At 26.5% G+C, this 26,958-nt stretch carries 22 protein-coding genes; 21 read left to right on the top strand and 1 reads right to left on the bottom strand.

Annotated features, from left to right (window positions below; genetic code table 4):
- Positions 1-75 precede the first annotated feature (75 nt).
- From JN03_RS08395 to JN03_RS00365, 18 genes are all read left to right on the top strand, one after another.
- A complete protein-coding gene (locus JN03_RS08395) occupies positions 76-828 on the top strand; it encodes a hypothetical protein (RefSeq protein WP_134076447.1) in 753 nt (250 codons plus the stop codon).
- Positions 819-2,156 carry an MAG4530 family protein gene (locus JN03_RS08390; protein WP_036441855.1) on the top strand — a complete coding sequence of 446 codons (1,338 nt, stop codon included), beginning with the start codon at positions 819-821 and terminating at the stop codon, positions 2,154-2,156. The genes JN03_RS08395 and JN03_RS08390 overlap by 10 nt, the downstream gene beginning before the upstream one ends.
- Positions 2,157-3,002: 846 nt before the next feature.
- A complete protein-coding gene (locus tag JN03_RS08385) occupies positions 3,003-4,724 on the top strand; it encodes an ABC transporter permease (protein WP_134076445.1) in 1,722 nt (573 codons plus the stop codon).
- Between the two features lie 27 nt (positions 4,725-4,751).
- Positions 4,752-5,864, top strand: a complete 1,113-nt coding sequence (locus JN03_RS00435) for an ABC transporter ATP-binding protein (RefSeq protein ID WP_134076444.1) — start codon at positions 4,752-4,754, stop codon at positions 5,862-5,864.
- On the top strand, positions 5,857-6,807 hold the full coding sequence (pip, locus tag JN03_RS08380; protein ID WP_036444673.1) for a prolyl aminopeptidase: 951 nt from the start codon (positions 5,857-5,859) through the stop codon (positions 6,805-6,807). The genes JN03_RS00435 and pip overlap by 8 nt, the downstream gene beginning before the upstream one ends.
- A gap of 2 nt (positions 6,808-6,809) precedes the next feature.
- Entirely contained in the window at positions 6,810-7,673 is an 864-nt protein-coding gene (locus JN03_RS08375) for a hypothetical protein (RefSeq protein ID WP_036441843.1), read from the top strand.
- A gap of 106 nt (positions 7,674-7,779) precedes the next feature.
- Positions 7,780-9,414 carry a transglutaminase domain-containing protein gene (locus JN03_RS08370; protein WP_036441840.1) on the top strand — a complete coding sequence of 545 codons (1,635 nt, stop codon included), beginning with the start codon at positions 7,780-7,782 and terminating at the stop codon, positions 9,412-9,414.
- Positions 9,415-9,612: 198 nt separating this feature from the next.
- Positions 9,613-10,056 carry a 50S ribosomal protein L11 gene (rplK, locus tag JN03_RS00415; RefSeq protein WP_036441837.1) on the top strand — a complete coding sequence of 148 codons (444 nt, stop codon included), beginning with the start codon at positions 9,613-9,615 and terminating at the stop codon, positions 10,054-10,056.
- A 2-nt stretch (positions 10,057-10,058) separates the two neighbouring features.
- Positions 10,059-10,751 (top strand): 50S ribosomal protein L1, encoded by a 693-nt coding sequence (gene rplA / locus JN03_RS00410; protein WP_036441834.1) that lies wholly within the window; start codon positions 10,059-10,061, stop codon positions 10,749-10,751.
- Positions 10,752-10,843: 92 nt separating this feature from the next.
- Complete coding sequence (locus JN03_RS00405; protein WP_036441831.1) at positions 10,844-11,443, top strand: FMN-dependent NADH-azoreductase; 600 nt, start codon at positions 10,844-10,846, stop codon at positions 11,441-11,443.
- 11 nt (positions 11,444-11,454) lie between these two features.
- Positions 11,455-12,012, top strand: coding sequence for an NAD(P)H-dependent oxidoreductase (locus JN03_RS08365; protein ID WP_036441828.1), 558 nt, complete (start codon positions 11,455-11,457; stop codon positions 12,010-12,012).
- Between the two features lie 24 nt (positions 12,013-12,036).
- Positions 12,037-14,175, top strand: a complete 2,139-nt coding sequence (locus JN03_RS08360; protein WP_134076443.1) for a Tex-like N-terminal domain-containing protein — start codon at positions 12,037-12,039, stop codon at positions 14,173-14,175.
- 85 nt (positions 14,176-14,260) lie between these two features.
- The gene (locus tag JN03_RS00390) at positions 14,261-15,826 is read left to right on the top strand and encodes a NusA N-terminal domain-containing protein (RefSeq protein WP_134076442.1); all 1,566 of its coding nucleotides are present in this window, start codon (positions 14,261-14,263) and stop codon (positions 15,824-15,826) included.
- Positions 15,810-16,118: a YlxR family protein gene (locus tag JN03_RS00385; RefSeq protein ID WP_036441863.1), complete on the top strand. Its 309-nt coding sequence runs from the start codon at positions 15,810-15,812 to the stop codon at positions 16,116-16,118. The genes JN03_RS00390 and JN03_RS00385 overlap by 17 nt, the downstream gene beginning before the upstream one ends.
- A complete protein-coding gene (gene infB / locus JN03_RS08355) occupies positions 16,073-17,887 on the top strand; it encodes a translation initiation factor IF-2 (RefSeq protein WP_036441819.1) in 1,815 nt (604 codons plus the stop codon). Before JN03_RS00385 ends, infB begins: the two co-directional genes overlap by 46 nt.
- Complete coding sequence (gene rbfA / locus JN03_RS00375) at positions 17,880-18,218, top strand: 30S ribosome-binding factor RbfA (RefSeq protein WP_036441816.1); 339 nt, start codon at positions 17,880-17,882, stop codon at positions 18,216-18,218. Before infB ends, rbfA begins: the two co-directional genes overlap by 8 nt.
- The gene (gene mnmG / locus JN03_RS00370; RefSeq protein WP_208317679.1) at positions 18,211-20,040 is read left to right on the top strand and encodes a tRNA uridine-5-carboxymethylaminomethyl(34) synthesis enzyme MnmG; all 1,830 of its coding nucleotides are present in this window, start codon (positions 18,211-18,213) and stop codon (positions 20,038-20,040) included. Before rbfA ends, mnmG begins: the two co-directional genes overlap by 8 nt.
- Positions 20,030-20,461, top strand: a complete 432-nt coding sequence (locus JN03_RS00365; protein WP_134076441.1) for a 23S rRNA (pseudouridine(1915)-N(3))-methyltransferase RlmH — start codon at positions 20,030-20,032, stop codon at positions 20,459-20,461. The genes mnmG and JN03_RS00365 overlap by 11 nt, the downstream gene beginning before the upstream one ends.
- Positions 20,462-20,491: 30 nt before the next feature.
- Here JN03_RS00365 and JN03_RS08350 read toward each other — a convergent pair whose 3' ends face one another.
- On the bottom strand, positions 20,492-21,190 hold the full coding sequence (locus tag JN03_RS08350) for a hypothetical protein (protein WP_134076440.1): 699 nt from the start codon (positions 21,188-21,190) through the stop codon (positions 20,492-20,494).
- Positions 21,191-21,250: 60 nt separating this feature from the next.
- On the opposite strand from JN03_RS08350, the gene JN03_RS08345 reads away from it, so the two are divergent.
- The 3 genes from JN03_RS08345 (at position 21,251) to JN03_RS08340 (ending at position 26,936) form a co-directional block, all read left to right on the top strand.
- On the top strand, positions 21,251-23,776 hold the full coding sequence (locus JN03_RS08345; protein WP_134076439.1) for an OppA family ABC transporter substrate-binding lipoprotein: 2,526 nt from the start codon (positions 21,251-21,253) through the stop codon (positions 23,774-23,776).
- 299 nt (positions 23,777-24,075) lie between these two features.
- Positions 24,076-24,849, top strand: a complete 774-nt coding sequence (locus JN03_RS00350) for a hypothetical protein (protein ID WP_036443736.1) — start codon at positions 24,076-24,078, stop codon at positions 24,847-24,849.
- 146 nt (positions 24,850-24,995) lie between these two features.
- Entirely contained in the window at positions 24,996-26,936 is a 1,941-nt protein-coding gene (locus JN03_RS08340; protein ID WP_134076438.1) for a hypothetical protein, read from the top strand.
- The last annotated feature ends 22 nt before the right edge of the window (positions 26,937-26,958 follow it).

Genomic DNA, 26,958 nt, shown 5'->3' with positions numbered 1-26,958 from the left:
ACTTAAAATCCTATAATATAATTTATTATAGGTATATTTTAATTGTTAAAAATTTAACATTAAAAAAGGAGATAAATGTTACCTATTCAACCTATATATTATAAAAGCGAAAATCAAATTAACGAAACTGAAAGTTTTGAAAAATTTAAAGAGAAAATTGATGCTTTAAAGGCAAAATTTGATAAAAAAATAAATCAATTATTTGATGCTACAACTTTAACGAAAGAAAAAGAAATTAGAATACAAACTGCATCAATTGGTTCTACTTCTGCTAATGTTAATGATTTTGTTACAGAAGAAGAATGAAAAAGTATTGACCACAATATATATAAATATATAACAACATTTTATAATTTTCATTCAGTTGTAAGAAGTACATTGACTAAAATTAAAGAATTTTTACAAACAATAGATCCATTGTTAGAATTTGGTGATAATTTATCTAATGTTTTATCAGAAATGAACCCAACAGGAATACCTCTTTTTGATACAACTGTTTTAGTGGGCAAAACTGTTGGAGCAGTTTTAGCTGCATTGCGTGTAGATAATAAAAAATTTGAATATTCTAAAGAATTTATTCTTGACATTTTAGAAAAAATAATAAAAGCCAAAAATACAAAGAATATTGAAATACTAAAATCTACTTTATGAGAAGCAAAGAGAATTCTTGATGAACAAACATTATCATTTTCTATTTTATTAACATTACCAATTGCAAGAAGAAAGGTAAATATTTGCCTAAATGAAGTTATAAATATTTATCGTCTCGCTTTTAATAGATACGAAGAATATTTGAGAAACAATGTTTGAGGTGGTGGATGCTATTAGAAAAAATTTTAATAGAGAAGAAAATTTTAAAAATAAATTTAAAAAAATACTATTTTTTCTTATTTTTTAGTACATTTTTATTTTTTCTATCATTATATTTTATTTTTCTTTTAACTGAAAAAATGGGAATAACATTTAAAATATTTGATTCAAAAAATATTACAACAAAACAAAAAATACAGATTTATTTATGGATGGTTTTGTTTTTATCTATAGCATTTAATTTAATTTGATTCATTGATTCACTTGCAATGATTTTTATAAATAAATATTATAGGTTTAATATTTATCGTTGCAGCAAATGATTGAAATTAAAATTATTTTTTACGTTTAGATATAAATTATTTACCCAATTGTGTAAAAGAGTTAATGATTTCAAAGAAGAAGAAATAGATTTTGTTAAATATATGCAAAAAAATCGTTTCTTACTTCAAGGAAGCAAATCCATATTATGAAAATATAAAGATTTTGAAAGACAAACTAATGATTTTGATTTCAATGCTTTTGAAATTAATGCTAAATTAAATAATTTGGAAAAACAAAAAAATATTGAAATCAAACAAAAAGACAATATAGTAGGGAAACTTATTTTTAATGGAGTCTCGGTAGAAGTTATAATTTCAAAATATGTTCCTAGTTATTTTGTTGAAAATAAAAGAGGGATAAAAATTCCAAAAATTACTTGAATGATAGCGATGAAATTTCATCAATTAGTTAAATTATATAATTTAAGAAAAGATGGGAATATAGTTTCAAAAGAAAAGATTAATAATACTTTAATAGATACAGCATTTCTATTGAGTAAATTAAAAATCTTTAATATTAACAAAATTATTTTAAATATTCAATATCTTTATATTTCTAATTTCTTTATTGGTTATTTTTTAAATAGCAATTGTTTCGATGATTTTAGTGATGGAAATATAACAAAGTTTTCTGAATATCTTGCAACTGAAATAAATGATTTAAAAAATGTAAATGAATTATTTTTCTTCTTTGATGAACTTATTAGTAAATTGAAGTCTAATACATTAATGATTAAGATGGCTAAATCAATTAACCAAATAATTAAAGATAAAGAAAAATTAGAAAATAATTTCTTAAATTATTCAAGCAGTGAAGAAAGAGAAATTTCCTCATTAAAAAGAATATTTTCATCTGAAGCTGAGAAAAATAAATTTATTAAAGATAATTATCAAGATTATTCCTTTGGTTCAAAAGTAATTAAACTATTTTATGATTTATTCGAAAATGATCCTAACAAGCAACTTGACACACTGGATATTAGACAAATAATGTTATTAGAATTGAATAAAAAATTAATATAAAGGAAGCAAATGAAAAACTATTTTAAAAATGTAATAATAAAAATATCCATTTTGTTGTCATTTCTCTCAACTATTTTATTTATGTTTTTTTGAAAGTTTATATATAGTATTTATGGAATGGTTGGCAAAGAATATAAACTATTTTATCCAACAGTAACATTTGGGTCTTTGATTTTTATATTTATAGTTTTAATTACTTTTATTTTAATTTATTTATTAATAGATATGTTGATAATTCCGAAATTAAGAAAACACAAAACTAAAATTTTAATAGCATATTTTTCTCTATTATTCATTTTATTTTTAAATATTATTTTATTTTTAACTGTAATTGAATGATATAAGTATATATGAGTATTTACATTTTCTCTATTATCAATAATTTCATGTGTAATACTTATGGTATTTCTTTCGCTTTTAATTTGACAAATTAAAAAGCAGCCAATAGTTCTATCTATTTTCAATTCACAAGACATAAATTTTTATGAAAATGTTGAGAATTCATCTCAACAAGAACAAAGTAATTTAAGTTCATAAAATCAAAATCATTAAAATCCTACTTTAATTTACTAATAAATGATATAAATAAATAATATTTTGCTGAAATTATTTTACAACAAAGCAAAAAAACAAAATTAAAATAACCCCAGCAATTAAATTGGAGAAAATATCAAGTGCAACACAATGTGCTTGATATTTTGTTTAAAATTGTGTATTAAATAGAAAATTATTTTTGTTTAAAATGTTAAACAAAAAAATATTGAACAGCACCTATACAATATTTAGTAAATAGAGTAAAATAATTAATAATGCTATAATTTTATTAATGTAAAACAAGTAGGTATAATGAAGGCATTTTTCAAACTTCAGCTAAAACTATTTTATCGACAAATTTCATATTATATTAGTGCATCTGTAATATCTATTATAAATATTGTTATTGCATTTTCTATGTATATTTCTTTAAAAGTTGCAGATCAATCAGGCAAATTTGCTCAGTCAACAGAAGCTAGTTCAATGTATCGTTCGTTTATGGTTGTGTTTGGAACGATAAGTGCTTTTATGACATCTGCTTTTGCTATGCAAAGTCTTTTTTATAAATATAAAGAAGAAGGCCTTTTTTATGTAATGCAATCTAAGCCAATTACTAAAAAAGAAATTTTTACTGCAACTATTTTAGCAGGAATCATTATTTTAGCAAGTCAAATTGGCATTAATAGCATTGGTTATTTTATTGGAACTTTTTTTATTCCAGCATTATCACTTAAACATAAATTTTTAAGTTGATTAGTATTTTTTGGAGCAAGTTTTCTAATATCGCTTGTTTCAATGGGAATCGGTGCGATAGGACATAATTTTGTACAATCAAAAAGTTATCAATTTGTTGCAGGTTGAATTCCTGGATTATTTGTTTTAATATCATTTTTCATTTCAATACCAGGAAGAACCAAAGCAAATTTGGTTCAACCGATTGCATTAGCTAAAAATACCTACATTGTAAAACAAAAAAAATCTGATGAAGAAGATTTAAAAAATATTAAATTCATTGCAAATCCATTGAATGTGAATAAATTTTCATTCTTAGTCGATAATACATTTACGCAAAAAGAAGATTTTCGTACAGCTATTAAAAACACTAGAAAAAGTTTGTATCATAAAATTTATTGAATGGATTTAAGTGCATATTTTGGTGCTATTTCATTTACGGTTAATCGTGGTGATGGAAACACAAATGAATTTATGTATTCAAGAGATTATGAATACAATGAAGAAAAATTTCAGTCTGATTTAAAAGAAGGTAAATACGTTTTTAAGATTGTTGATGATACTTTAAATTCAACAGAACAAAAAGTCAACTATTTTGCTATGGTTTATAGTCCGGTGATAATTTCAAACATTTCTAAAAAAGTAAAAAGTGAAGATTCAACAATTGAACAATGAGCAGATGTTTTCAAAGAAACCAATAAAAATGCTATTACCGAAAAAAGAGAAAAAGGATTTTTAGATTTAAGAAACAATTTGCTTCAACAACTAGATAATTTATATGAAACAAAAAACGGTGTTTTTGATAATACTATTCCTGTACTTTCGTTGGGCACATTTCCACTTTTATATCAAGCAATCGGGAATGATGTGGATGTTTTTGAAATTATTAAGAATTACACTATCGACCGTGTTGAGTTTTCACAAGAAGAGTATTCAAAAGAAAATTTAAAGAAATTAACTCAAAAAGAAATTAATAATCTTAAAGAAAATCCTATCTTTACTAATTTTGTACTTAAATATAATTTAATTAAACAAACTAGCATGACTTATCTTTTCTTAAAATTAATAAAAGATAAATCTTCTTCAGTTTTACATAATTTCAATGCTGATGCTTTGAAATCACAACTTAAAACACTCAATTCTTTTACGGGGCTTAAAATAGTTAGTTTAGATCCTAACACAATTTTAGAATATAGTACTGAACCTGCTATTAAATGACATATTGCCATTGTTGTTTTAATTCTATTATCCACTTTCTTATCAATAATCGGCGGAATAATATATGTTAAAAAAAATAATTAATCAAAAGTGTGAGGAAAATTTTTAACAATGAATGGGAATACTACTGAAAATCAAAATACATATAATAGCAATCATAAATCTAAAAAGAAGAAATTTTTTAGTATAGATTTTTTAAAAAATCTACCTAAAAATATTCGTGCCTCGCGCGTTATTAAACAGCAGGCAAAAGAACTTGAAAAAGATATTGTAACACCTAATTCAAATGATGCTATTTCAGTACAACACTTATCAAAAATTTTTACTAATATTGTAGGAACTCCTTTTAAAGTTTTAGATGATGTTAACTTTGTGGTCAAAAAAGGCGAATTTCATGGCTTTATCGGAAATAATGGTGCCGGCAAAACAACCACAATTAGATTAATTTTAAATTATTACCAAGATGGTTTCGGCAAGATATTTATTAACGGAATTGATTCTAAAAACAAAAGATCAAAAGATAAAATCGGATATATTCCAGAAATTAGTGTTTTTCCTAAAAATATAACTATTTTTGAATATTTATACTTTTTTGCAACTCTTTCAAATATAGATAAAAAGAAAGCTGAAATCAAAGTAGAACAATTAATGACAAAATATGGATTTAGTAAAGATTTTTTTAATAAATCTGCCGATAAACTTTCATCGGGCCAGAAGAAAAAAATACTTTTGATGCAAGCTTTAATTAATGATCCTGAAATATTAATATTAGATGAACCTACCGCCAATTTAGACCCAACCGCCCGTAATGAATTTTTTGAGGTTATTAAACAATTGCACAAAGAAGGCAAAACTATTTTAATATCTTCGCATATATTGACCGAATTAGAAAAATACATAGATTCTTTTACCATCTTGGAAAATGGTAAAGTCAAAGTTTCGGGAAAAATTGCAGATAAATTAAAAGGTAAAGATTTTAATTACAAAATTCAAACTACAAACAATAGCCAGTTCTTTGAGATTTTGAGTAAAGAAAAATACAAATTGCATTTGCTAAAAGCAAGTATTTTAATTGAAATTAAAGATGCTAAAGCTAAAACAAAGTTATTTACATTAGCTGAGAATAGTAAAATTGAAATTATTTCATTTGCTGAAAACAAGCTTTCACTAGATGAAATATACCTTGAAAATGTAAAGACAAAAGACACGGAAAATTATGAATAACTTTTATGAAAATACATTGCCTTATAATGAAGGTTTTTTAGAAGTAAGTAAACTTCACAAAGTATACTTTCAAGAATTAGGTAATAAAAATGGCGTCCCAATTTTATTTGTTCATGGTGGACCCGGAGGTTCACCTTCTTCTGATTCTTCAAGATTTTTCGATCCTGAGCATTATAGAATAATCATATTTCACCAAAGAGGGTGTGGTAAATCATTACCAAGTTCTGAAATTAGAGAAAATACTACAATGGATTTAGTTTGGGATATTGAAAAATTAAGAGAACATTTGAAAATAGATTCTTGAATATTATTTGGTGGTAGCTGAGGATCGACATTATCTTTAGTTTATGCTATTAACTATTCCAAAAGAGTAAAAGCAATGATCTTAAGAGGCATATTTTTGGGTAGAAAGGAAGATCAAACATTTTTATATCAAGAAGGTTCTTCTTACTTTTTTCCTGATGCTTATGAAGAATTTGCTAATTTCGTTCCAGCTGATGAACGCAAAGATTTAATAAAAGCTTATTCAAAGTATTTAAATTCAAAAAATAATAAAATTGCAGAACAAGCAGCATATCATTGAGCTAAATGAGAACTTGGATTAATAACACTATATCCAATTGATATTCTTGAAGAAATACTATTAGACAAAAAAGCTAATTTAGAACTTGCAAGACTTGAAAACCATTATTTTGTTAATGATTTGTTTTTAGAAGATGATAATTACATTTTGAATAACATTAGTAAAATCAAAAACATTAAAACATCTATTATCCATGGACGCTATGATATGGATTGCCGTCCCGAATCAGCTTATTTATTGCATAAATCATTGTCTAATTCCACATTACATTTTGTTCCTGCAGCTGGACACTCTTCGAAAGAATTAGGTATTGCTCAAGCATTATTGGACGCTTGCGAAAAATTTAAATCGATTAAATAGCTATGAAACATACTAAATTAAATTTTGTGTTAACGACTTTATTGTCTAACTTTTTTAGTTTACCTCTTATAGCAATTTCGTGTAATAATAAAATTCAAAAACAACTGCAAAGTATCGAAAATAAAATTGGTGTTTGAGCTTGACGTTCTGAAAAAATAACAGATACTAGTATTAAATTTTTGAAAAATCATAACATTAGTGAAATTTATTTAAAAGTAAATGAATTAAATTCAAAATCAAAGGAGCTTATTGCTAAACTAAAAAATGCTAACATTGATATTTTCTTCTTGATGGGTAATAAGACGTGATTATTAGATGATACAAATTTAATTAAAAAAATTAATCAATATAAATCTGAGTTCAACACAAATTCTGAATTTAAAGGTATTCATTTAGATATTGAACCTCACCAATATAGCAAAGAATTCAAAGATCCGATAAAACGTAAAGACTTAATTTCGAGATTTTTAACATTAATAAAAAAATTAAAAACTAATTATCCTGATATCACTTTTGATTATGACATTCCCTTTTGATTAAAAGATGAGATTGAATTCGATGGTAAAACTCAAGAAGCATATAAACATATCATGAATATGGCTAATAGTGTTTATGTTATGGCTTATCGTTCTAGTGCTGAAAAATCTTATTCAATATCTAAGCATTTATTAGAATATGCTGCAAAACATAATAAAGAAATTAACATTTGTATTGAAACAGATAATAATGAAAATTTGGATATGACTTATTATGATGAAGGCAAGGGTGTACTTGCTAATGAGCTTACAAAACTTTCGAACTTAGTTCCTAAAAACGTTGGTTTTGCTATTCACCATCTTGATAGTTTTGAAAAATTGAAAAGTTAGTGTTTGAAAAAAATAAAAAATTTGTTTTATTTTAAAACATTATTAAAAATTGCTTTATTATTTACAAGCAAAAAATTTTATCATCTAGAAAGCAAGGGTAAAGTATATGTCAAAGTCAAAAACTAAATTAACTAGATTATTGTTTGTCTTAGGAACTTCATCACTTCCCTTTTTAGCAGTTTCTTGTCATTGAACCAAAAATCAAGAGCAAACTAAAAAAAATGAAATAAGCTCAGAAACACCAAAATTAGATCCATCAAATCCGAATACTCAATCTGAATCTGAAAAGCCTAATACACCTTCTACTCCTAATAATCCTCAAGAAAAAGTTGTAATTGGTGATAAAAAAGCATATTTTTATAGCACTTTAAATGATATGTACAACACTTTAGAATTACAAAGATTCTATAAATTTGGACTTGCGACATCTTTCTTTTTTTGAGATAATTACAACCAGTTATCACCTAATATAACTAAACTTAAAACTGGAGAGTATAACGAAAATACTCAAAAAGAATTTGAAAAATTAAAATCAAAATATGACACTTTTCAAAATGACCTCGAAGAAAAAGATCGTCAAGATGGTAAAAATGATGTTACTTTTGATAGAACTTGAACTAAAGAAGATGCAATTCAAAATTTTAAAGAAACTTTTAAAAAATTAGAAAACGCAAAAGCAATAGGGGTTAAATATGATGTTTACGGAGAATTTGGTTTAACCAACGATGTAGCATACGAAGCATTGCAAGAAATAATGAAAAGTGATGACTTCCCTTCATATCTTTCACTAGTAAGTGAAGGTTCCCTTCGTTTCGATATTAGACAAAACCGTGTTGCAAGACTTAATATTTCAAATAATAATCTAACAGAAGAGGGCAAAAAAGCTCAAAAAGTGTACATTGATAATGCTATGAAATTAATTTCAAATCCGTCAATGACAACACTAGAAAAAGTTTATGTACTTGGTAAATATGTTGTTGAAAATTTAAATTATGTGATCGAAAATGCTAGTTTAAATAATGCCTACACCTCGCAAAAAGGTGTGTGCAAAGAATATGTTGATCAATTTGCACATTTGCTTTCGCGTGCAAAAATTAAATATCGCATTCAAACTGGTGATGCACACACATGACTTTCGATTCAATTGGATGATAACAAGTGAATTTATTCAGATCCAACTTTTGCAGATGATAGTGGTGAAAATATAATTAAGGCTATTGGAAAAAGTGGAACTAGTGAAACCGATAAAAGTGCAATAACACAATTATTTAGAACACAATCAAGCGCTCAAACTGATCAAAAAATGTTTGGTTTAATTACACCTACAAGTGAAAATATTGAAAATGTAATAAATGATGAATATATTAATAAAACTTTCATTAAATTAATAAAAGAAGTTGTAGCTAATGGGAAACAAGTTTCTGCCTTAAATTACTATGAAAACAAATTCTATTTCTTAGAAAAAGAAGGTAATAAAACTTTACTTAAATATATAGATACTAAGGCAAAAGAGATTAAATCAGTTAAAGAACTTAACGATACAAATAAACTTGCTTTATTTGTAAATGATTCTTTCCTATATTATGTTAAAGGTAAAGAATTATGAAAAATTGATTTAAAAAATTCAAATTCCGAATCAAAGGTAAAAGATTTTACTTCAAATATCGAAACTATTGTTTTAGTAAGAAATAAAGAAAAAATTCAATTTCAAATCAACAATGAAACATACGAAATAAACTAAAAGTTCAATATTAATTAGCAAATAACCGAATGGTTATTTTTTATAATATCAAAATTATTACTTTTTCTAAATGTAATTAAATCAGTTGTTTTTTTGATATAATATGCGTGCATTATAAATCTAATTTATTTTTGCACAATTTAAAAGCAAGTGGGAGAATTTAAATTCATTTGTACCACTAAATCGAAAGGATAAAATATGGCTAAAGAAATTGTGAAAAAAGCTAAATTGCAATTCTTAGCAGGACAAGCAAAACCAGGCCCAGCTTTAGCAGGTGTTGGAATTAATATGCCTGAATTTACTAAGGCTTTTAATGATAAGACAAGAGATAGAGGTTCGGAACCTGTTCCTGTATTAATTACTGTTTATAAAGATAAATCATTTGATTTCAAAATTTTTACTTCGCCTGCTTCATACAAATTGGCGCAAGCTGCAAATGCTAAAAAAGGCGCAGGTGTTCCTAATAAAGAAGTTGCTGGAACAATCACTCTTGCTCAATTGAAAGAAATTGCTGAATACAAATTACCTGATTTAAATACTAAAAATGTAAATTCTGCAATGAAACAAATTGCTGGAACTGCAAAACAAATGGGTATTAAAATTGAAGGTTATGAAGAATGATTAAAGAAAGGAACTAACTAAAAATGGCTAGAAGACTTTCAAAAAATGTCAAAGTAGCAAAAGGATTAATTGCAAAAGATACTATCTTACCATTGCAAGAAGCTATTGAATTTGCTAAAAAAATATCATTTGCTAAATTTGACGAATCAGTTGATATTGCTATCAATTTAAACCTAGACACTCGTAAATCAGACCAACAATTACGTGGTTCAGTTGTTCTTCCTAATGGAACTGGGAAAACTGTTAAAGTATTAGTAGCAACCGATGATGTTGCAGCACAAAAAGCTGCTAAAGCAGCTGGAGCTGACTTTATTTACTCAGCTACTGAACTTCCTGAAATTCTAAATCAAGATAAATATGATTTCGATGTAATTGTAGCTGATCCTAAAATGATGTTAGTTTTAGGTAAATATGGTAAAAAATTAGGTCCTAAAGGCTTAATGCCAAACCCTAAAACTGGAACTGTTACTACAACACCTGCTAAAGCTGTTGAAGAACTTAAAAAAGGTAAAGCTAACTATAGAGCAGATAAAGGTGGAATTATTCACGCTTCTATAGGTAAAAAATCAATGGATTCAAAGAAACTTACCGAAAATGCAGAAGCATTAATTCAAGTAATTAAAAAATTGAAACCTACAACTGTAAAAGGTACTTACGTTAAAAATATTACTATATCAACTTCAATGAGTCCATCAATTAAGGTAAAGATTGACTAACACATAATATCAAGTCGTTTGGCTTGATATTTTGTTTCAATTGTGTTATTATTTAAAATATTCATTAAACTGACTATTCAAGGAGAAACGCTATGGCAAAATTATTATGTTTAATATCTTCACCGATTCGTGAAGAATTATCTATATCTACTTATGCAACCAACCAATTTTTAGATATCTATAAAAAAAATCATCCGCAAGATGAAGTTATTTTATTAGATTTAAATAAAGAAAAAGAATTACAAAATCCAATGCAAGCTTCAAATATGGCAACTTATTTGCAAGAAGAAAAAAATGACGAATACATCAACTTATTAAAATCAGTTGATAAACTTGTAATTGCAGCTCCAATGATTAATTTCAACATTCCTGTGATTTTAAAAAATTTTTTAGATCGTATTTGTATTGCGAACAAAACTTTTTCTTATAAATATTCTAAAAAAGGTGATGCAATTGGACTTTTAGATAATCTAAAAGTACAAATTATTGCCACACAAGGTGCTCCAATTGATTGATATCAATGATCAAGTCATTTTAAATATCTTGAAGGACTTTGAAACTTTTTAGGTGCTAAAGTGCTTCCTTCTATAGTTATTGCGGGTGTTAAAATTGCTGAAAATATCAAAAAAACCAAAGAAGAAATTTATACAATGTATGAAAAAGAAATCACTAAGAAAGCAATTGAATTTTAATTAAAAAGTACATGAAAAAAATTTATATTATAATGTCACATCCTACTGTTGATAGTTTTAATGGTAAATTAGCAGAAGCTTACCGCAAAAAATTAGAGACATTAAACTTTGAAGTTAGACAAACTAATTTAATTGATCTTAAATTTGATTTGAATCTAAGAAAAACTTCTAAACTAGAACCTGATTTAATAAAAGCTCAAGAAGACATTAAATGAGCTGATGAAATTATATTTTTCTATCCTTTATGATGAGGGAATTTCCCTGCTTTGTTAAAAGGATTTATTGATAGAGTTTTTATTCCTGGTTTTTCACATAAGTATCATGAAAATAATCCACTATGAGACAAACTTTTAAAAGGTAAAACTGCTCGTATTTTTAGAACCTGTGACGCTCCAAACTGATTTATCAGTTTGCTATATAAAAATTCAGATTTAAATTCATTAAAAAATGGTGTTTGTTGATTTACTGGAATCAAAGTTAAACAAGTTGTAAAAATCGACAAACTTGTATATAGAAACCAAACAAACAGAGAAAAACTGATTAATAAAATTATTAACAAAATTAAATAGCTATTTATAAAACAAAGGATCAAAATGATTAATTCAATACTATCTGTTGCAAATAAATTGAACATTAAAGAACAACAAGTTCAAAATACAGTTCAACTTTTGCAACAAGGTGCAACTGTTCCATTTATTTCACGTTATCGTAAAAATGAAACTGGTGGTCTTGATGAAGAACAAGTTGCAGCAGTTTGAAAGATTTATAACTACGATCTTGAACTTACAAAACGTAAAGAAGCAGTTATCAAGATCCTAGAAGAAAAAGGTTTACTAACTGATGATTTAAAAAACACAATCTTATCTAGTTCTACTAAACAAGAAGTGGAAAATATTTATGAACCTTTTAAAATTGGCAAGAAAACCAAAGCATCAGATGCTATTGCGATGGGGCTAGAACCTCTTGCTAAATTAATTATGCAAGAAGCATCTCCTGATTTTAATGTGTTCAATGAATGTAAAAAATATTTCAATGAAACACTTCAAACTACTGATCAAGTACTTGAACAAGTGAAATATATAATTGCGCAAATTATTTCACAAGACCCAAATACCCGTAAGTTTGTAAAAGAAAATTTGATGCAATATGGAATTATTGAAACTTCGCTTAAAAAAGAAGCAATTGATGAAAAAGAAGTTTTTCGTCAATATTATACCTACCGTGAAAAGATTAAATATATTCCTAACCATAGAATCTTAGCTATCACTCGTGGTGAAGATAAAAAGATTTTAAACTATGACATAACTTATAATGATAAGCCAATTATTTATCATCTAAGAAATATGTACTATGTAAACAAAAGAACTGCTTTTATTGTTTATGAAGCTATTGATGATAGTTTGAAAAGACTTTTACTTCCTTCTATAATTCGGGAAATTAAAAGTGATTTATTTGCTCGCGCTGAAGAAAAAGCTATAAAAATATTTGCTTTTAATTTAGAAAAAATGTTGCTTGCTCCTGCTACTAAAAACAAAAAAATCTTGGCAATTGATCCTGCTTATGTAAATGGCTCAAAAATTGCAGTGCTTAATGAAAACGGGAATCTAAAAGCAAAAAGAATCATTTTTCCAAATCCACCACAAAATAAAACAGAAGAATCAGCTAAGGTTTTAAATGAACTTATTTTAGAACATAACATCAATTTAATTGTTATTGGAAATGGAACTGCTAGTCGTGAAACTGAACAATTTGTAAGCAACTTTCTAAAAGAAAGACATTATCGTGACATAAAATATGCCATCGTTAGTGAAATAGGAGCTTCGGTATATTCAGCTTCAAAATTAGCTCAAGAAGAATTTCCAACACTTTCAGTAGAAGAAAGAAGTGCAATTAGTATTGGTAGAAGATTTCAAGATCCACTAAATGAGCTTATTAAAATAGATCCTAAATCAATTGGTGTTGGTCAATATCAACATGATGTGGATCAAAAAGAACTTTCATCTGCTCTTGAATTCAAAATTCAAAAAGTAGTTAATGAAGTTGGTGTTGATCTAAATACTGCAACTTATCACATACTTTCATTTATTTCAGGTCTTACTAAAACACTTGCAAAAAATATTATTGATTATCGTAATAAAAATTCAAACTTTAATTCACGAGAAGAGCTAAAGAATGTAAAGGGTATATCAGATAAAATTTATGAACAATGTATTGGCTTTTTGAGAATATTTGATTCTAAAGTATTTTATGACCGTACTAACATTCACCCTGAAAGTTATAAATTAGCTAACAAATTAGTTGAATATTTGAAACTAGATTTAAATAAAATCGACAGCAGAATCTTAGAACATATCAATGAAAAGAAAATTTGTGAAGACCTTCAAATTTCTGAATATGATTTAAACTTGATTGTAGATTCGCTAAAAAATCCTGGTAAAGATATTCGCGATGATAAAAATGGCTTTTTACTTCAAAGTGAAGTAAAAACCATTGATGATCTAAAAATCGGTCAAATTCTACCTGCTCAAATACTAAATATTACTGATTTTGGTGCATTTGCATTCTTTGGTATCAAACAAACTGCTTTAATTCATGTATCTCATATGAAAAGAAGCGAAGGCGATTTTATAGCACATCCTGCTGATGTTGTTAGTGTAGGACAAAATGTTAATATTAAAATAATTGAAATTGATAAAACTAGAGATAGAATTCAAGGTGAAATTGTTTGATAAAAGTGTTATAATATAACCATCGAGATTTTTGAACAAAAAAGTTGGCGCGTTGCTAACTTTTTTAAATTAATATGAAGGAAAAATAATGGAAAAAGATAATAAGAAAATTAAAGAAATTTTTAAAACCATCTATAACCTTTCTGAATTAAAGAAAATTCCTCAGGATGTGCTTTTAAATTTCTTAAAAAACTCAATTGAACAAGCTTTCTTTGAAATTTATGATAGTGAAGCAAAACTAGAATTTGCTTTTGATGCTAATGAAAAGAAATTTTCAATTACCAACCATTCAAAACAAGTAATTGAAGATCCCACCACACCTTATGAAACAGAACAACTAAAAAGATGCATTGAAATTCCTTTGAAGCAAGCTCTTGAAATAAATCCTAAAGCAGAAATAGGAGATGAAATTTCAGAAGAAGTAAGTTTTGATTTATTCACTAAACGTGATTATGAAAAAATCAATTCAATTTTTAAGACTTTAATTATTGAATATGAAAAAGAAAAAATCGCATTTGATTATGAACGTAAAGTGGGACAAATTGTCAAAGCAACAATCACATCATTTCAAAAAAACGGGATTTTATTGCAATTATGTGAAAATGAAAATGTTAGCGCATATATGCCTAACAATCTAACAAATAAAAAATTAATTGATGAATCTAAAGCTGCAGAAATCATTGATGTATGTATCATTGGTACAATTTCGGGTGGTAAAAATGCTCATATTTTAGTAACAAATGCAAATGATAAAATCTTGATTAATTTATTAAATAAAGAAATTCCTGAAATCGCAAATGGAATTATTGAAGTCGTTAATATTTCAAGAATAGCAGGTTCAAGAACTAAGATTGCAGTTCGTAAAACTTCGAAAGCATCTTCTTCTATAGAAGAAGTAGGGTCGATTATTGGCCGTAATGGACAAAGAATTGAAAACATTTCTAATCAATTAAATGGAGAAAAAATTGATGTATTTCAATTTTCTGAAGATAAGAAAACACTTATTATAAATGCATTAAGTCCAGCCAAGATCTTTGATATTATCCAAGATCGTAAAGTTAAGTCAAAACTTCCTACTTATACAGTAATTACACCTAACGAACATAATTTGATTGCTATTGGGAAAAAAGGTCAAAATGTTATTCTAGCAGGAGACATTGCAAATTGCAGATTAGATATTATTAGTGAAGAAGAAGCTGCTCAAAGACAAATCATTTTCAATCCAAAAAATGGGAATATCACTGATGAAGAACTTGAAGAAATCAAACAAGGAAAACGTCTTCACAATCAAAATAGAAGACCATTCAAAAAACAAAACGAACGCACACTTTCAATTGATTTAGATGATTTTGCAAATGAAATTGCTGAACTACGTTCAGAAATTCAATCAACCAATTTTGAAAATAGAATCTTAGGAAGTGATGAATTTAATGCCGATTTTCAAGCTGCATTAAATAAGGTTCATACTGAATTAAACGCTCCCATCAAACAACATGATGATGACATTTATTCAGGGGATAAAAAAACTAAAAAAACTGAAGAAAAAGATGATTATGACAAAATCGCAAAAAATGAAATGAAAGATTTCAAACAAGATGATGACTTACTTTCAGGAATTAATATAGGCGATATTAATGATGAAGATTGAGAATAAACAAATTCTAAGAAAATCAATAGTTGATGGTAAATTATATCCACTAAATGAACTTATTCGATTCGCAAAACTAGCTGATGGAAGTATTAAATTTGACCCTAATTGTAAGCTTTCTGGTAGAGGTGCATATTGTTATAAGAACATCAGTCAACTAGATATTTTGTTTAAAAAACGTTTATTAAATAAATCTTTTAGGCATAATATTAGTATTGAAGAATACAACGAAATCAGAAAGGATGTGGACGAATGAATAAAAAACAAGATAAAAGAAAATCAAACGATGAAAGAATAAAAGAACAACTTTCATCTACTACAGAAACTAAATTAGAAGATGGGGTTTTTACATTTCATGGCGCGCTTACAATTTCAGATTTTGCTGAAAAAACCAAAAAAAGTCCATCACTTGTAATTAGTTATTTTTTCAAAAATGGAAAAATTAAAACAATTAACACGTTTTTAAATGAAGAAGAAATTGCTGAACTTTGTTTGGAATTTAACTTAGATTTTAAAAAAGAAGACATAATTGATGCTACAAACTACATTGATAAAATTGATCTAAATGACTTTTCTGATGAACTGGTGTCTCGCCCTCCAATTGTTACTATTATGGGGCATGTTGATCATGGGAAAACTACATTAATTGATCAAATTAGAAAAAGTAATGTATTAAGTTCAGAATTTGGTGGAATTACTCAACACACCGGAGCTTATCAAGTAGTTTATAACAAGAAAAAAATTACATTTTTAGATACTCCTGGTCATGAGGCATTTACTGAAATGCGTGCCAGAGGTGCTAAGGTTACAGACATAGTTGTTTTAGTAGTAGCTGCAGATGATGGTGTTAAACCTCAAACTGTTGAAGCTATAGACCATGCTAAAGCTGCTAATGTTCCAATCATTGTTTTTGTAAATAAAATTGACAAACCAACCATTGACCTTGAAAAAGTAAAAAGCCAATTAAGTGAAAACAACATCATTTGTGAAGAATGAGGTGGTGACGTTCAATTTATTTATGGTTCTGCAATGAAGAACAAAAATATTGATCAACTACTTGAAGCAATATTTTTGCAAGCTGAATTATTGGATTTAAAAGCTTCACTAAACCGTGATCCTATTGGTACTATCATAGAATCTAAACTTGACAAAGGCAAAGGTGTTGTATCAACGGTTATTGTCCAAAATGGAACATTGTATCCAAGAGACTTCATCGTAGCAGGAGGACAGTATGGAAACATCCGTAGCTTACTATCATTTGATGGAAAACCACTTGATAAAGCAACCCCTGGAATGCCATGCATAATTACCGGACTTAACCACAATCCTGCTGTTGGTGACAAATTTATCGTATTAAGTGATGAAAAATTTGCAAAAAAACTAGCTGATGAACGTGCTTATTTAGATAAGCAACAAGAACTAAGTGAAAAAAACTCAATTTCAATTCAAGATGGAATGAAAGTTATCAATGTTCTTATTAAAGCTGACGTTCAAGGAACAGCTGAGGCTATAAAAAATGCTATTTTAAAAATTAAAAATGAAGAAGTAGCAATTAATGTTATCCGTGCAACTGCCGGAGAAATCAATAAAGCTGACGTTATTTTAGCAGAAGCTTCAAATGCTAGAATTTATACTTTCAATAATTCAAATATAAATTCAGCAATAAAAAGTTTAGCCGAACAAAAGAAAATCAAAATTATCCAACACAACATTATTTATAAAATAATTGAAGAATTAACTGCTCTTATAAAAACTCTAAAAGAACCTGTTTATATAGATGAACTAATAGGAAGTGCACAAGTTATACAACTTTTCTATTATTCAAAAGTTGGAACCATTGCGGGTTGCAAGCAACTTCAAGGAGTTTGCAAGGAGTTTTCAAAAGTGGAAGTTTATCGTAAAGAAAAACTTATTCACAAAGGTGTAATTGAAACATTAAAAAGAGAAAAAAATGATGTAAAAATTGTTGAAAAAGGTTTTGAATTCGGGACTCACATTAAAGATTTTGATAAAATTGAAGTAGATGATGAATTAAAATTTTACGAGGAAGTATTAAAAGATGAATAACATCAATCACGAGAGAAAAACAAGTCTTTTATTAAAATTAATAGGAGAAAGTTTTTACGAATTACAAGATTTCAATGTAACTAATGTTGCAATAAACGATGTCATTTTAAGTAATGACGGTTCACACGCAAAAGTTTATGTAACTTTTTTTAAAGATAAACAAAGATATCTTGAAAAAATTACTGCAATGGCACCTTTTGTTCGTTCAGTTGTAGCAAAAAGTTGAAATTATAAAAAACTTCCTGAATTGGAATTTCTGCTGGACACAGTTGAACCACATGCTTCTAAAATTGAAAAAATTCTAGAAGATATTGAAAAGAATAATGAATAATTTCAAAGCTATAGTAATAGGTGGAGGCCATGCAGGAATTGAAGCAGCATATGCACTTTCCAAGCGTGGCTTTTCTACTGTTTTAATTACACTTAATCTCAATAAGCTTGCAATGCTTCCTTGCAATCCTTCTATAGGGGGTTCTGCTAAAGGAATAATTACGCGTGAAATTGATGGTCTTGGTGGAATGCAAGGATATTTTGCGGATAAATCTATGATTCAAATCAAAATGCTTAATTCATCAAAAGGTCCTTCGGTTTGATCATTGCGTGCTCAAATTGATAAAGAAAAATATTGCAAAATTATTTTAGAAGACATAAAAAAACAAAAAAATATCACTCTCGAAGAAAATGAAGTTGAAGATTTAATTGTAAAAGATGATAAATGCATTGGTGTTAAATGCGCTGATGGTAAAGAATTTTATGCTGATGTTACAATAATGACAACCGGTGTTTATATGAATTGTCGCATTCTGCGTGGCAGTGACATTCAATATGAAGGTCCTGATAAGGAAAAAAGAAGCATAAGACTTTCTGAAAATCTGAAAAAATATGGTTTTGAAATCATCCGTTTAAAAACAGGAACGCCTTGTAGAATCTACACTGATTCAATTGATTTTTCAAAGGTTGAAAAAGAAATACTTGAAGAAAATGAACTATTCTTTTCACCTCGTTCGGGGATAAAACTAGACAAACAAACTTGTTGTTATTTAACTCATAGTACTGAAGAAACTAAAAAAATAGTTCAAGAAAATATTGGTAGAAGTTCGCTTTATTCCGGAATTATCACTGGAATAGGGCCTCGTTATTGTCCAAGTTTTGAAGATAAAATTGTGCGTTTTCCTGAAAAACTGTCTCATCATATTTTCTTCGAACCCGAAACTAATGAAGGCGATATTATGTATATCAATGGTCTTTCTACATCTATGCCAATAGATGTGCAAGATAAAATGATTCGTTCAATTCCAGGTCTTGAAAATGCTAGAGTTCAAAAATATGGATATGCCATTGAATATGATGCAATTAACCCACTTGCTTTATATAAATCACTAGAATCTAAAACTCTTGCTAATTTTTATTCAGCAGGACAACCAAATGGAACAAGTGGTTATGAAGAAGCAGCTGCTCAGGGATTAATTGCAGGCATTAATGCTGCTAATAAACTAGAAGGCAAGGCTATTATGGAAATAAGTCGTTCAGATGCTTACATAGGCGTTTTGATCGATGATATTGTCACAAAAGGAACAAATGAACCTTATAGAATGCTAACAAGCCGTGCTGAATATCGTCTTTTACTTCGCAATGATAATATAGATCAAAGACTTTATAAATATGCTTATAAAAATAAAATGATTTCACGTAAGGAATATTTAGAGGTTAAAGCTAAATATGAACTAATTGATAAAACCATTGAAAAACTAAAAAATGAATATGTTTCATCAACTAGCAAAGTTGGTAAAAAATATAATTGTGTTAATGGGATTTCTAAGCTAAAACTCTTAGCTAATCCTGAAGTTGATCCACTTGATGTATTAGATGAAGATTTTCCTTATAAGAATGAACTTACTATCCAAGTTAGATTATATGGATATTTGCAAAAGCAAAAATCTATGGCTGATAAGATGAATCATTTAGAAAAACTCAAATTATCACCTTCAATTGATTATTACCAAATTCCTAATATTGCAACTGAAGCTAAACAAAAACTTTCAGCCATAAAACCTTCTACAATTGGTCAAGCTTCACGAATTAGTGGAATAAATCCAGCTGACATTCAGATGCTAATTTATTGACTAAATAATAAGAAAACTAATGAAAATTAATATTATTGCAGTAGGTAATTTAAATAAAGATTATTTAAACTTATACAATGAATACAAAAAGAAAATTAATTTTTATAGTCAATTAAATTTAATCGAAATTAAAGAAATTGTAGATGATAATATTGACCTGAAACGTAAAAAAGAAACTAAGTTAATTCTTGAAAAAATACCCAAAAATTCCAAAGTTTATTATCTTTCTTTGAAAGGAAGAAAATTGGATAGTATCCAATTTAGTACATTATTAGAAGAAGATAACATCACATTTATCATTGGTGGAAGCAATGGTGTTTGTGAAGAAGAATTTGAAAATAAAATTTCATTTTCTGATCTCACATTTCCCCATCAACTTTTTAGAGTGATGTTAGTAGAACAAATTTTTCGGGGTTTTTCAATCAAAAACAACGGTAAATATCACAAATAAAAAAAGCAGTTCTATTCTTTGAATAGAACTTTATTTTGTTTTAAATCCATCTATTTTGCAATAAAAGGCAGGTCCAACAGGAACTCCAACATCATGACGATTTATATGAACATTTTCAGAAACACTACGGTCAATGTGCGTATTATCTGTGTGATAAAAAGTAGCTCGTAGTCATAAAAATGATTGCTTTTCATTACTTGGAGGTAAAAACTGATATCTAATTTCCCAAAAATTAGAAACACTATAATAATTATTGAATTTAGTTATATCAGGAAGTGTTCCGGTAAAAATCTTGGTTAGTTCAGGATCGTTTTTCATTAGTTCTTCAAAAGTTTTACGTCCAGCCGCTAAACTTTGGAAGTATTTTCCTGGAACAATTACTTTTTTTCCTACTATTTCTCTAAGTTTTTCAAACATTTCAGTAGAAGTAAATGATTTACCATAATCTGTAAGTTTCAAATTAAAGGAACTAAAAATTTCCAATAATTGTTCACGTGAAATATTGTAACTATTTTGATAGTTACCTATAATTTTTAAATTACTTTCATCTTCTGCTTGTATGTTATCATCATCAAACTGAGCATTTATGAAATTTTTATTATAAAAAGAATAATTTTTATTTAATTTTCAGGTTGGTTTTTTTGCAATTTTGCACGACACAAAAAAACTAGTAATTATTGGAACATTGCAAACCAAACCAAGTATAATAAATTTATTCTTTTTTATCATATTAAAATTATATTAAAAATAATAACTTTGAGATAGTAGAAGTGTAGAAAGTTTAAGAATATGAAACTCAAAGCAAAATTATTGTTATTAGCTTCAGTTGCTACAATTTCTGCTCCTCTTGTAGCTTTAAGTTGCACTAATGACTACAATCCAGATCGTGATAATCTAATTTATTATTTTAATCATGCTAATAAGGCAAAAAACTACTTTTCTGCTTATGCAAATTCACATAGTCAAGAATTAAATGCTTTAAATTTAGCAACAGGAGCTAAATTATTTCGTCTTTCTTCTCAAAATCAACCTGAAATTGATTTTAGAGATAATATAGTTACAAAACCCACTGAGTTATGATACAAAACTGAATATGCCAAATGAATTTCATTTGATCCACAAATCACTGATTTATATGGTAATATAACGCAAGGTAAAGCTTATGAAAATGACCATATTAAAAAAACTATTTATGAAGAAACCCTAGAATCTAACCAAAAACCCGAGTTTTTTTATCCCAAAAAAGATAAAGGATTAGGGTTTTATAGCCCTTATTTATTCATTCCATCAGCTAAAGAAAATTCAATTAACCATCCTAATTTTTTAGAAGAATTAAAAACTGCTGAAAAAATTACTTTGAATTTAACTAATGGAAATACTTATCACAATAATTACTGGGTTAATCATCGTGGTGAAATAGTTAATAAAAAATATCAAGTAAGTGCCATAGATTTTAGACTAGGTTTATTTAGATCAGCTCTCCAAAATAAAGCTTTTCGCCAACAATTTATTAAAGAAAACAATTTAACTGAAATGCAAAAATTAGAAGATAAGTATTATGAAAAAGATAATCCTTATTTTAATGGTGATTCGGTTTATGATATGTTCAAAAGTTATAACGTAGATACTAAAAACTTTTTCAACTATCAAAAAATAGAAGAGTATAAGCTGGTGGGCAATTCTGCAATTACTTTTGATATTTCTAGCCCTATAAATAACATAGATTTTTTCAATAATTTATTCATTTATTCTAATTATATGGATGCAATTCCTTATGATTATTTGCAAGAAAAATATGCCAAAAGAAGTAATGATAGCTTGTTTTCTGATAAATCATTTGCTTGATTTTATGAATATGGAAGAACTTATGACTCAACACTTTATGCTTCATATTACTATATAGCAAAAAATTCTTCTTCTGAAACTAAACTATATAGAAATGAAAATTTCTATAGTTCAGATTTGAAATGACAAGAACTGAAACATTTAAATGAAATTGTTTATAAATACAATGAAATTCCTTCACCTAATGAAACTTATAACATTCAACAATACAACTTATTCAAACAAAATCTAGTTTCAAATTTAAATGTTTCAACACTTAATGCTGATCAAAAAGAATTTATTTTCAAAAATTTTGATAAATTTAATTTAAATTACACCCGTCAATTCGAAAAATATAAATTACATTCTAATATCTTTTTAAATTATCTTCCGTCAGCAAATGAATTTTATTTCAATGATTTATTTGCTTGCCTTTACTATGGAAGTAATGCTAAAGAATTAACAAAAAAACAAGGAAACATTGATTTTAATCCTGAAACAATAGTTTTTCAAAACCTAATTAATCGTGTAATAAATCCTTATGTATTTATTTCACTGCTTCAAAAAAATAGTGAAATATGAATGAGTCAAGCACCAAGTGATATTAAAATCAATGCTCAAAATATTTTTTCATCTAATTATGAAAATTTAAAAGATGCGCTTGTTCCAATAAATAATCAAATAGTTTTGAAAAACACAAATGGAAAAATTGAAAATAATTCACAATTTAGTTTGTATGACAACAAACAAAAGATTAATGATGTAAAAGCTTTTTCAAATAACTTTGAAAAATATAAATCAATTGATTTTGAAAATATTAAATCTAATATTACAAACATAATTGAAAATTTTTATGCAAAGCATCCAGAATATAAAACACAAAACATAGAATGACAAATTCCAATTGCTGCATTTAATTTGAGTCAAAGCATAAAAAAATCTGTCAAAACAATCGAAAGTATTTATAACCAGTTGCATCCAAAACTAAAACCAAAAATTGTTTTAATAGATGATTATTATAAATATGATGAATATTTCAAAAAAAATAAATCCATTTATAAACACATTGATTTTACTTTGTCTAATAGTAGCAGCAATGATTATTTGAAAAAACTACTTTCCATTAATAACTATGAAATGGTTAAACTATTTAATAAAATAGTTAAAGCAAATGGAAATCAAGCCGTATTTAAAAACTTGAAGAAATTATTGGAAGTAAAACCTGAATTAATTAAAAAAATAATTAATGTAGAAGAACTTGACATTAATAAAAATAAATTTGAAGTATTCTTAAATGATTATTTAAATAAATTATCTACATCAGATACGCTTCATTTAATTAATGAGATTAACAACTTAATTTCTTATACACTAAGTTTTGAAAATAATGTCCAAACAGATAGTTTCTCTAAAATTGTTTATCAAAACTATATTTATAAGCCATTAGTTTATGACGGGCTTGAATATTTCCAAGACATATTCATAAAATAATTTCAGAGCCTTATATTTCCAAAATTAAAATATCAAGTGTTAAATATCACCACACTTAATATTTTAATTTTCTAGGATTTTTTTGAATAACTCCTAAATTTTTAAACAGTGGTAATTAAAATGAAGTTTGGATACAAATATACCTACATTTTTACACTAAAAATTATAAATAATTGGGAATTTTCTTGTTTTAGGTATCTAATATGAAAAAAAATATGACCAAAAATGAAAATAAAATTATTTTTGTTTAAAATTAACCCAATAAAAATTTATCTACTACTTTCCTTAAAGGGGCTCAAATGAAAAATTCTAAGAAAATTTCAATTATTTTTTCACTTACACCAGTAGTTTTTACTCCTGCTATAATTTTAATTTCTTGTGTTAAAACACAAAGCAAAATTAACAAAGGTAATGAAGAAAAGAAAATCATTGCTGACAGTAAAATTAAAAAAGCAGATGAACCCAAAAAAGAAATTATAGTTCCAAAAGGTGGAACTAAAAATGGTATTAGTATTGATAAATTTGTAGAATTAATTGATATCCTTCATTTAAATAAATTAGGCTTAGCTTCATTTAATGCAGATAGCATTAAAAAATATGAAAATGAATTTGTGAATAATAAGCAAATTAAAAGCCTTGAAATAATTTCTTATGATGACTTACTTGGAACATTAAGTTTCAATATGACATTAAAAGAAGAAAATAAAGAATTAATTAAATATGAAATTAATTGTAAAGGTTTCCAACTTCCTTTTGCTGTTAAAGCTAACACATTCAAAATCAAAATTAATCAAGAAAAATTAAACAATGAAAAAAAGAAAATTGATGATGTAACATCTAATTTAAAAAATTATTTACTTCAAGCAGAAGGATTTATTTCAAGTAGTGGCGAAAAAATTAATTTGCTTGATTATAAAGATATTCCTAATTTAGAATGAAGTTTTGAAAAAACTCAGAACAATTTATATAACTTGAAAATAACTACTAAAACTAGAAAATATCACAATGAAAATGGTGAAGTTGCAACTGATTTTACTATCTTAGATGTGATAATGCTTAATCTTAATAATTAAAAAAAATTACAAAATTAGTCAATGAATGTTTATTTCCCAAATAAACATTATTTTTTATTTATCTTTATAATTTATATACTAAAAATTAATTATCAAAGACTACTTTATATATAAAACAAGAAAACAAGGATTTTTAAAAAAACAAAATGCAGAAAAATAAGAAAATAAGGAGCTTATCATTATTAGCATTTGGATCTATTATTCCAGTTGTGTCAGCTCCAATTTTAGTAAGTTGTGAGAACATAGATTATCAAAAAGATGTCAACTTTCAATTTAAAAAAGATAAATCTACACTTTTAGCAAGTGAAGTTCAAGACAATCTTTCATTATTATCTACTTCTGGTAAAGTTAAGTATAACTTTAAAGTTGAAAAAACAGATGATAATGAAGGTACTATTCAATTAGTAATTACTCCATTTCATAAAAATAAAAACCAACCTTCATTTACATTGAAAGTTCCGGGTTTTAAAAAACTTGAAAAAATAGAAGAACAAAATAATTTAAAAGACTTGCTAGACAAAATTACAAACATTGATTTAAAAGATAAAGCTGGCAAAACTTTAAACCAATATAAAACAGAACATCCCGATTTAAAACCACAATTAATTTCATCAGATGATTTTGGAACCGAGACTCCTAGCATCCAAAATTATTTAGATAAAAATGAAATTAACACACAATTAAAATTAATAGCAAAACCTTTAGATAATACAAAAGCCAACCTAGAAATAGTGTTTACAAAAGCCAAAACTTCTATTACTAAAAATTATTTAATTGATGGTTTTACTAAAGAAATAGGTTTACAAGAATTTGTAGATAGACTTCAAGATTTATCTTTAGAAGGCACTAAAGATAAATCAATATCAGCATATTTAAAAGAAAACACTGATTTAATTTCAAAGCTAAAATCAAGTAGTACAACTATTTCTAATGTGAAGGAATTTCTGGAAAAAGAAAAAATAAATGTACAAATTTATTTAATGCCTATTGATAATGATTCAAAAAGTGCAAATTTAAATATTAAATTTGCAAAAGGTACAGAAACTGTTGAAAAAACTTATATGTTAAAAGACGTTTTTGTAGCTGATGTATTTTCAGAAGTGTTTGACGGTATTTTAAAAGAAGTTTCGTTAGAAGATGCTGAAACATATGATGGCGTTGAATATAAAGAGAAATTTACTGATTTAAAAGAAAAATTACTTGCAAATGGTAAAACTAAAGAAGAGTTAAAAGAAGAATTAAAAAAGAAACAAGTTTCTTTAAAAGATGTTTTAGTTGAAGCCGAAAATTTAAGTGATGGAATTTATAAAGTAATAATAGTTCTTGAAAAAATCGGTTCGGGTGAAACACAATATAGAACACGTACTGGAACAAATCACTTTAAGAATATTAAAATAAACAATATAACTAATAAATTTAAAGATTTTAAATTAGAAATAAAAGAAAATAATTTAACTGTTAAGCATTGAATGACAAAATATGGAGATAAAGAATTAAAAGATATTTTGTCAAATTATTTAGAATATGCTAATAAATTTTATGATTATGATATATCTCTAAAAAAAGAGAAAATAGTTCCATATGAGCAAGAAAAGAAAGTTATATTAACAATTAAATTTGAATCATCTAAATTTAAAACTAGTTTATTTACAAAAGAATTTGCTTTTGAAGGTTTTAAAGAACCAGAATCAGATCCTAAAACGCCAAAAGAAGCAGCTGAAAAAGGTTTACTAATTGTTCCTGAAACTAATGACCCTCAATATCAAACTAGTCTAGAAACTATAAAAAAATGATGGAATAAAAATAAAAAACCAGGACTAATATATCCTTCAAATGGTGGAGAATGGTTAATAAGACCAGATGTCAAAACCTCACCAGATTACTTTGGTGCTTTGAAATTTAATGATTTTGGAAATGGTTGAAAATTTTCAGATTTAATAAGATTAGATACAGAAAATAATAAAAAATATGCTCATATGTATTTTGAAACATCATCAAATAATGAAATATCTAAAATAACTATTAAATTTAAATTAGTAGACAACGGCGACACTATTTACGAAGTAGTTTATTGAACAAAACAATAATCAATTAACTTTAAAAATCAGA

This window comes from Metamycoplasma hyosynoviae, from assembly GCF_004365165.1.
Classification (GTDB): domain Bacteria; phylum Bacillota_I; class Bacilli_A; order Mycoplasmatales; family Metamycoplasmataceae; genus Metamycoplasma; species Metamycoplasma hyosynoviae.
Note: the sequence above shows the minus strand (reverse complement) of the source record. Positions and strands in the feature narration are given on the sequence as shown.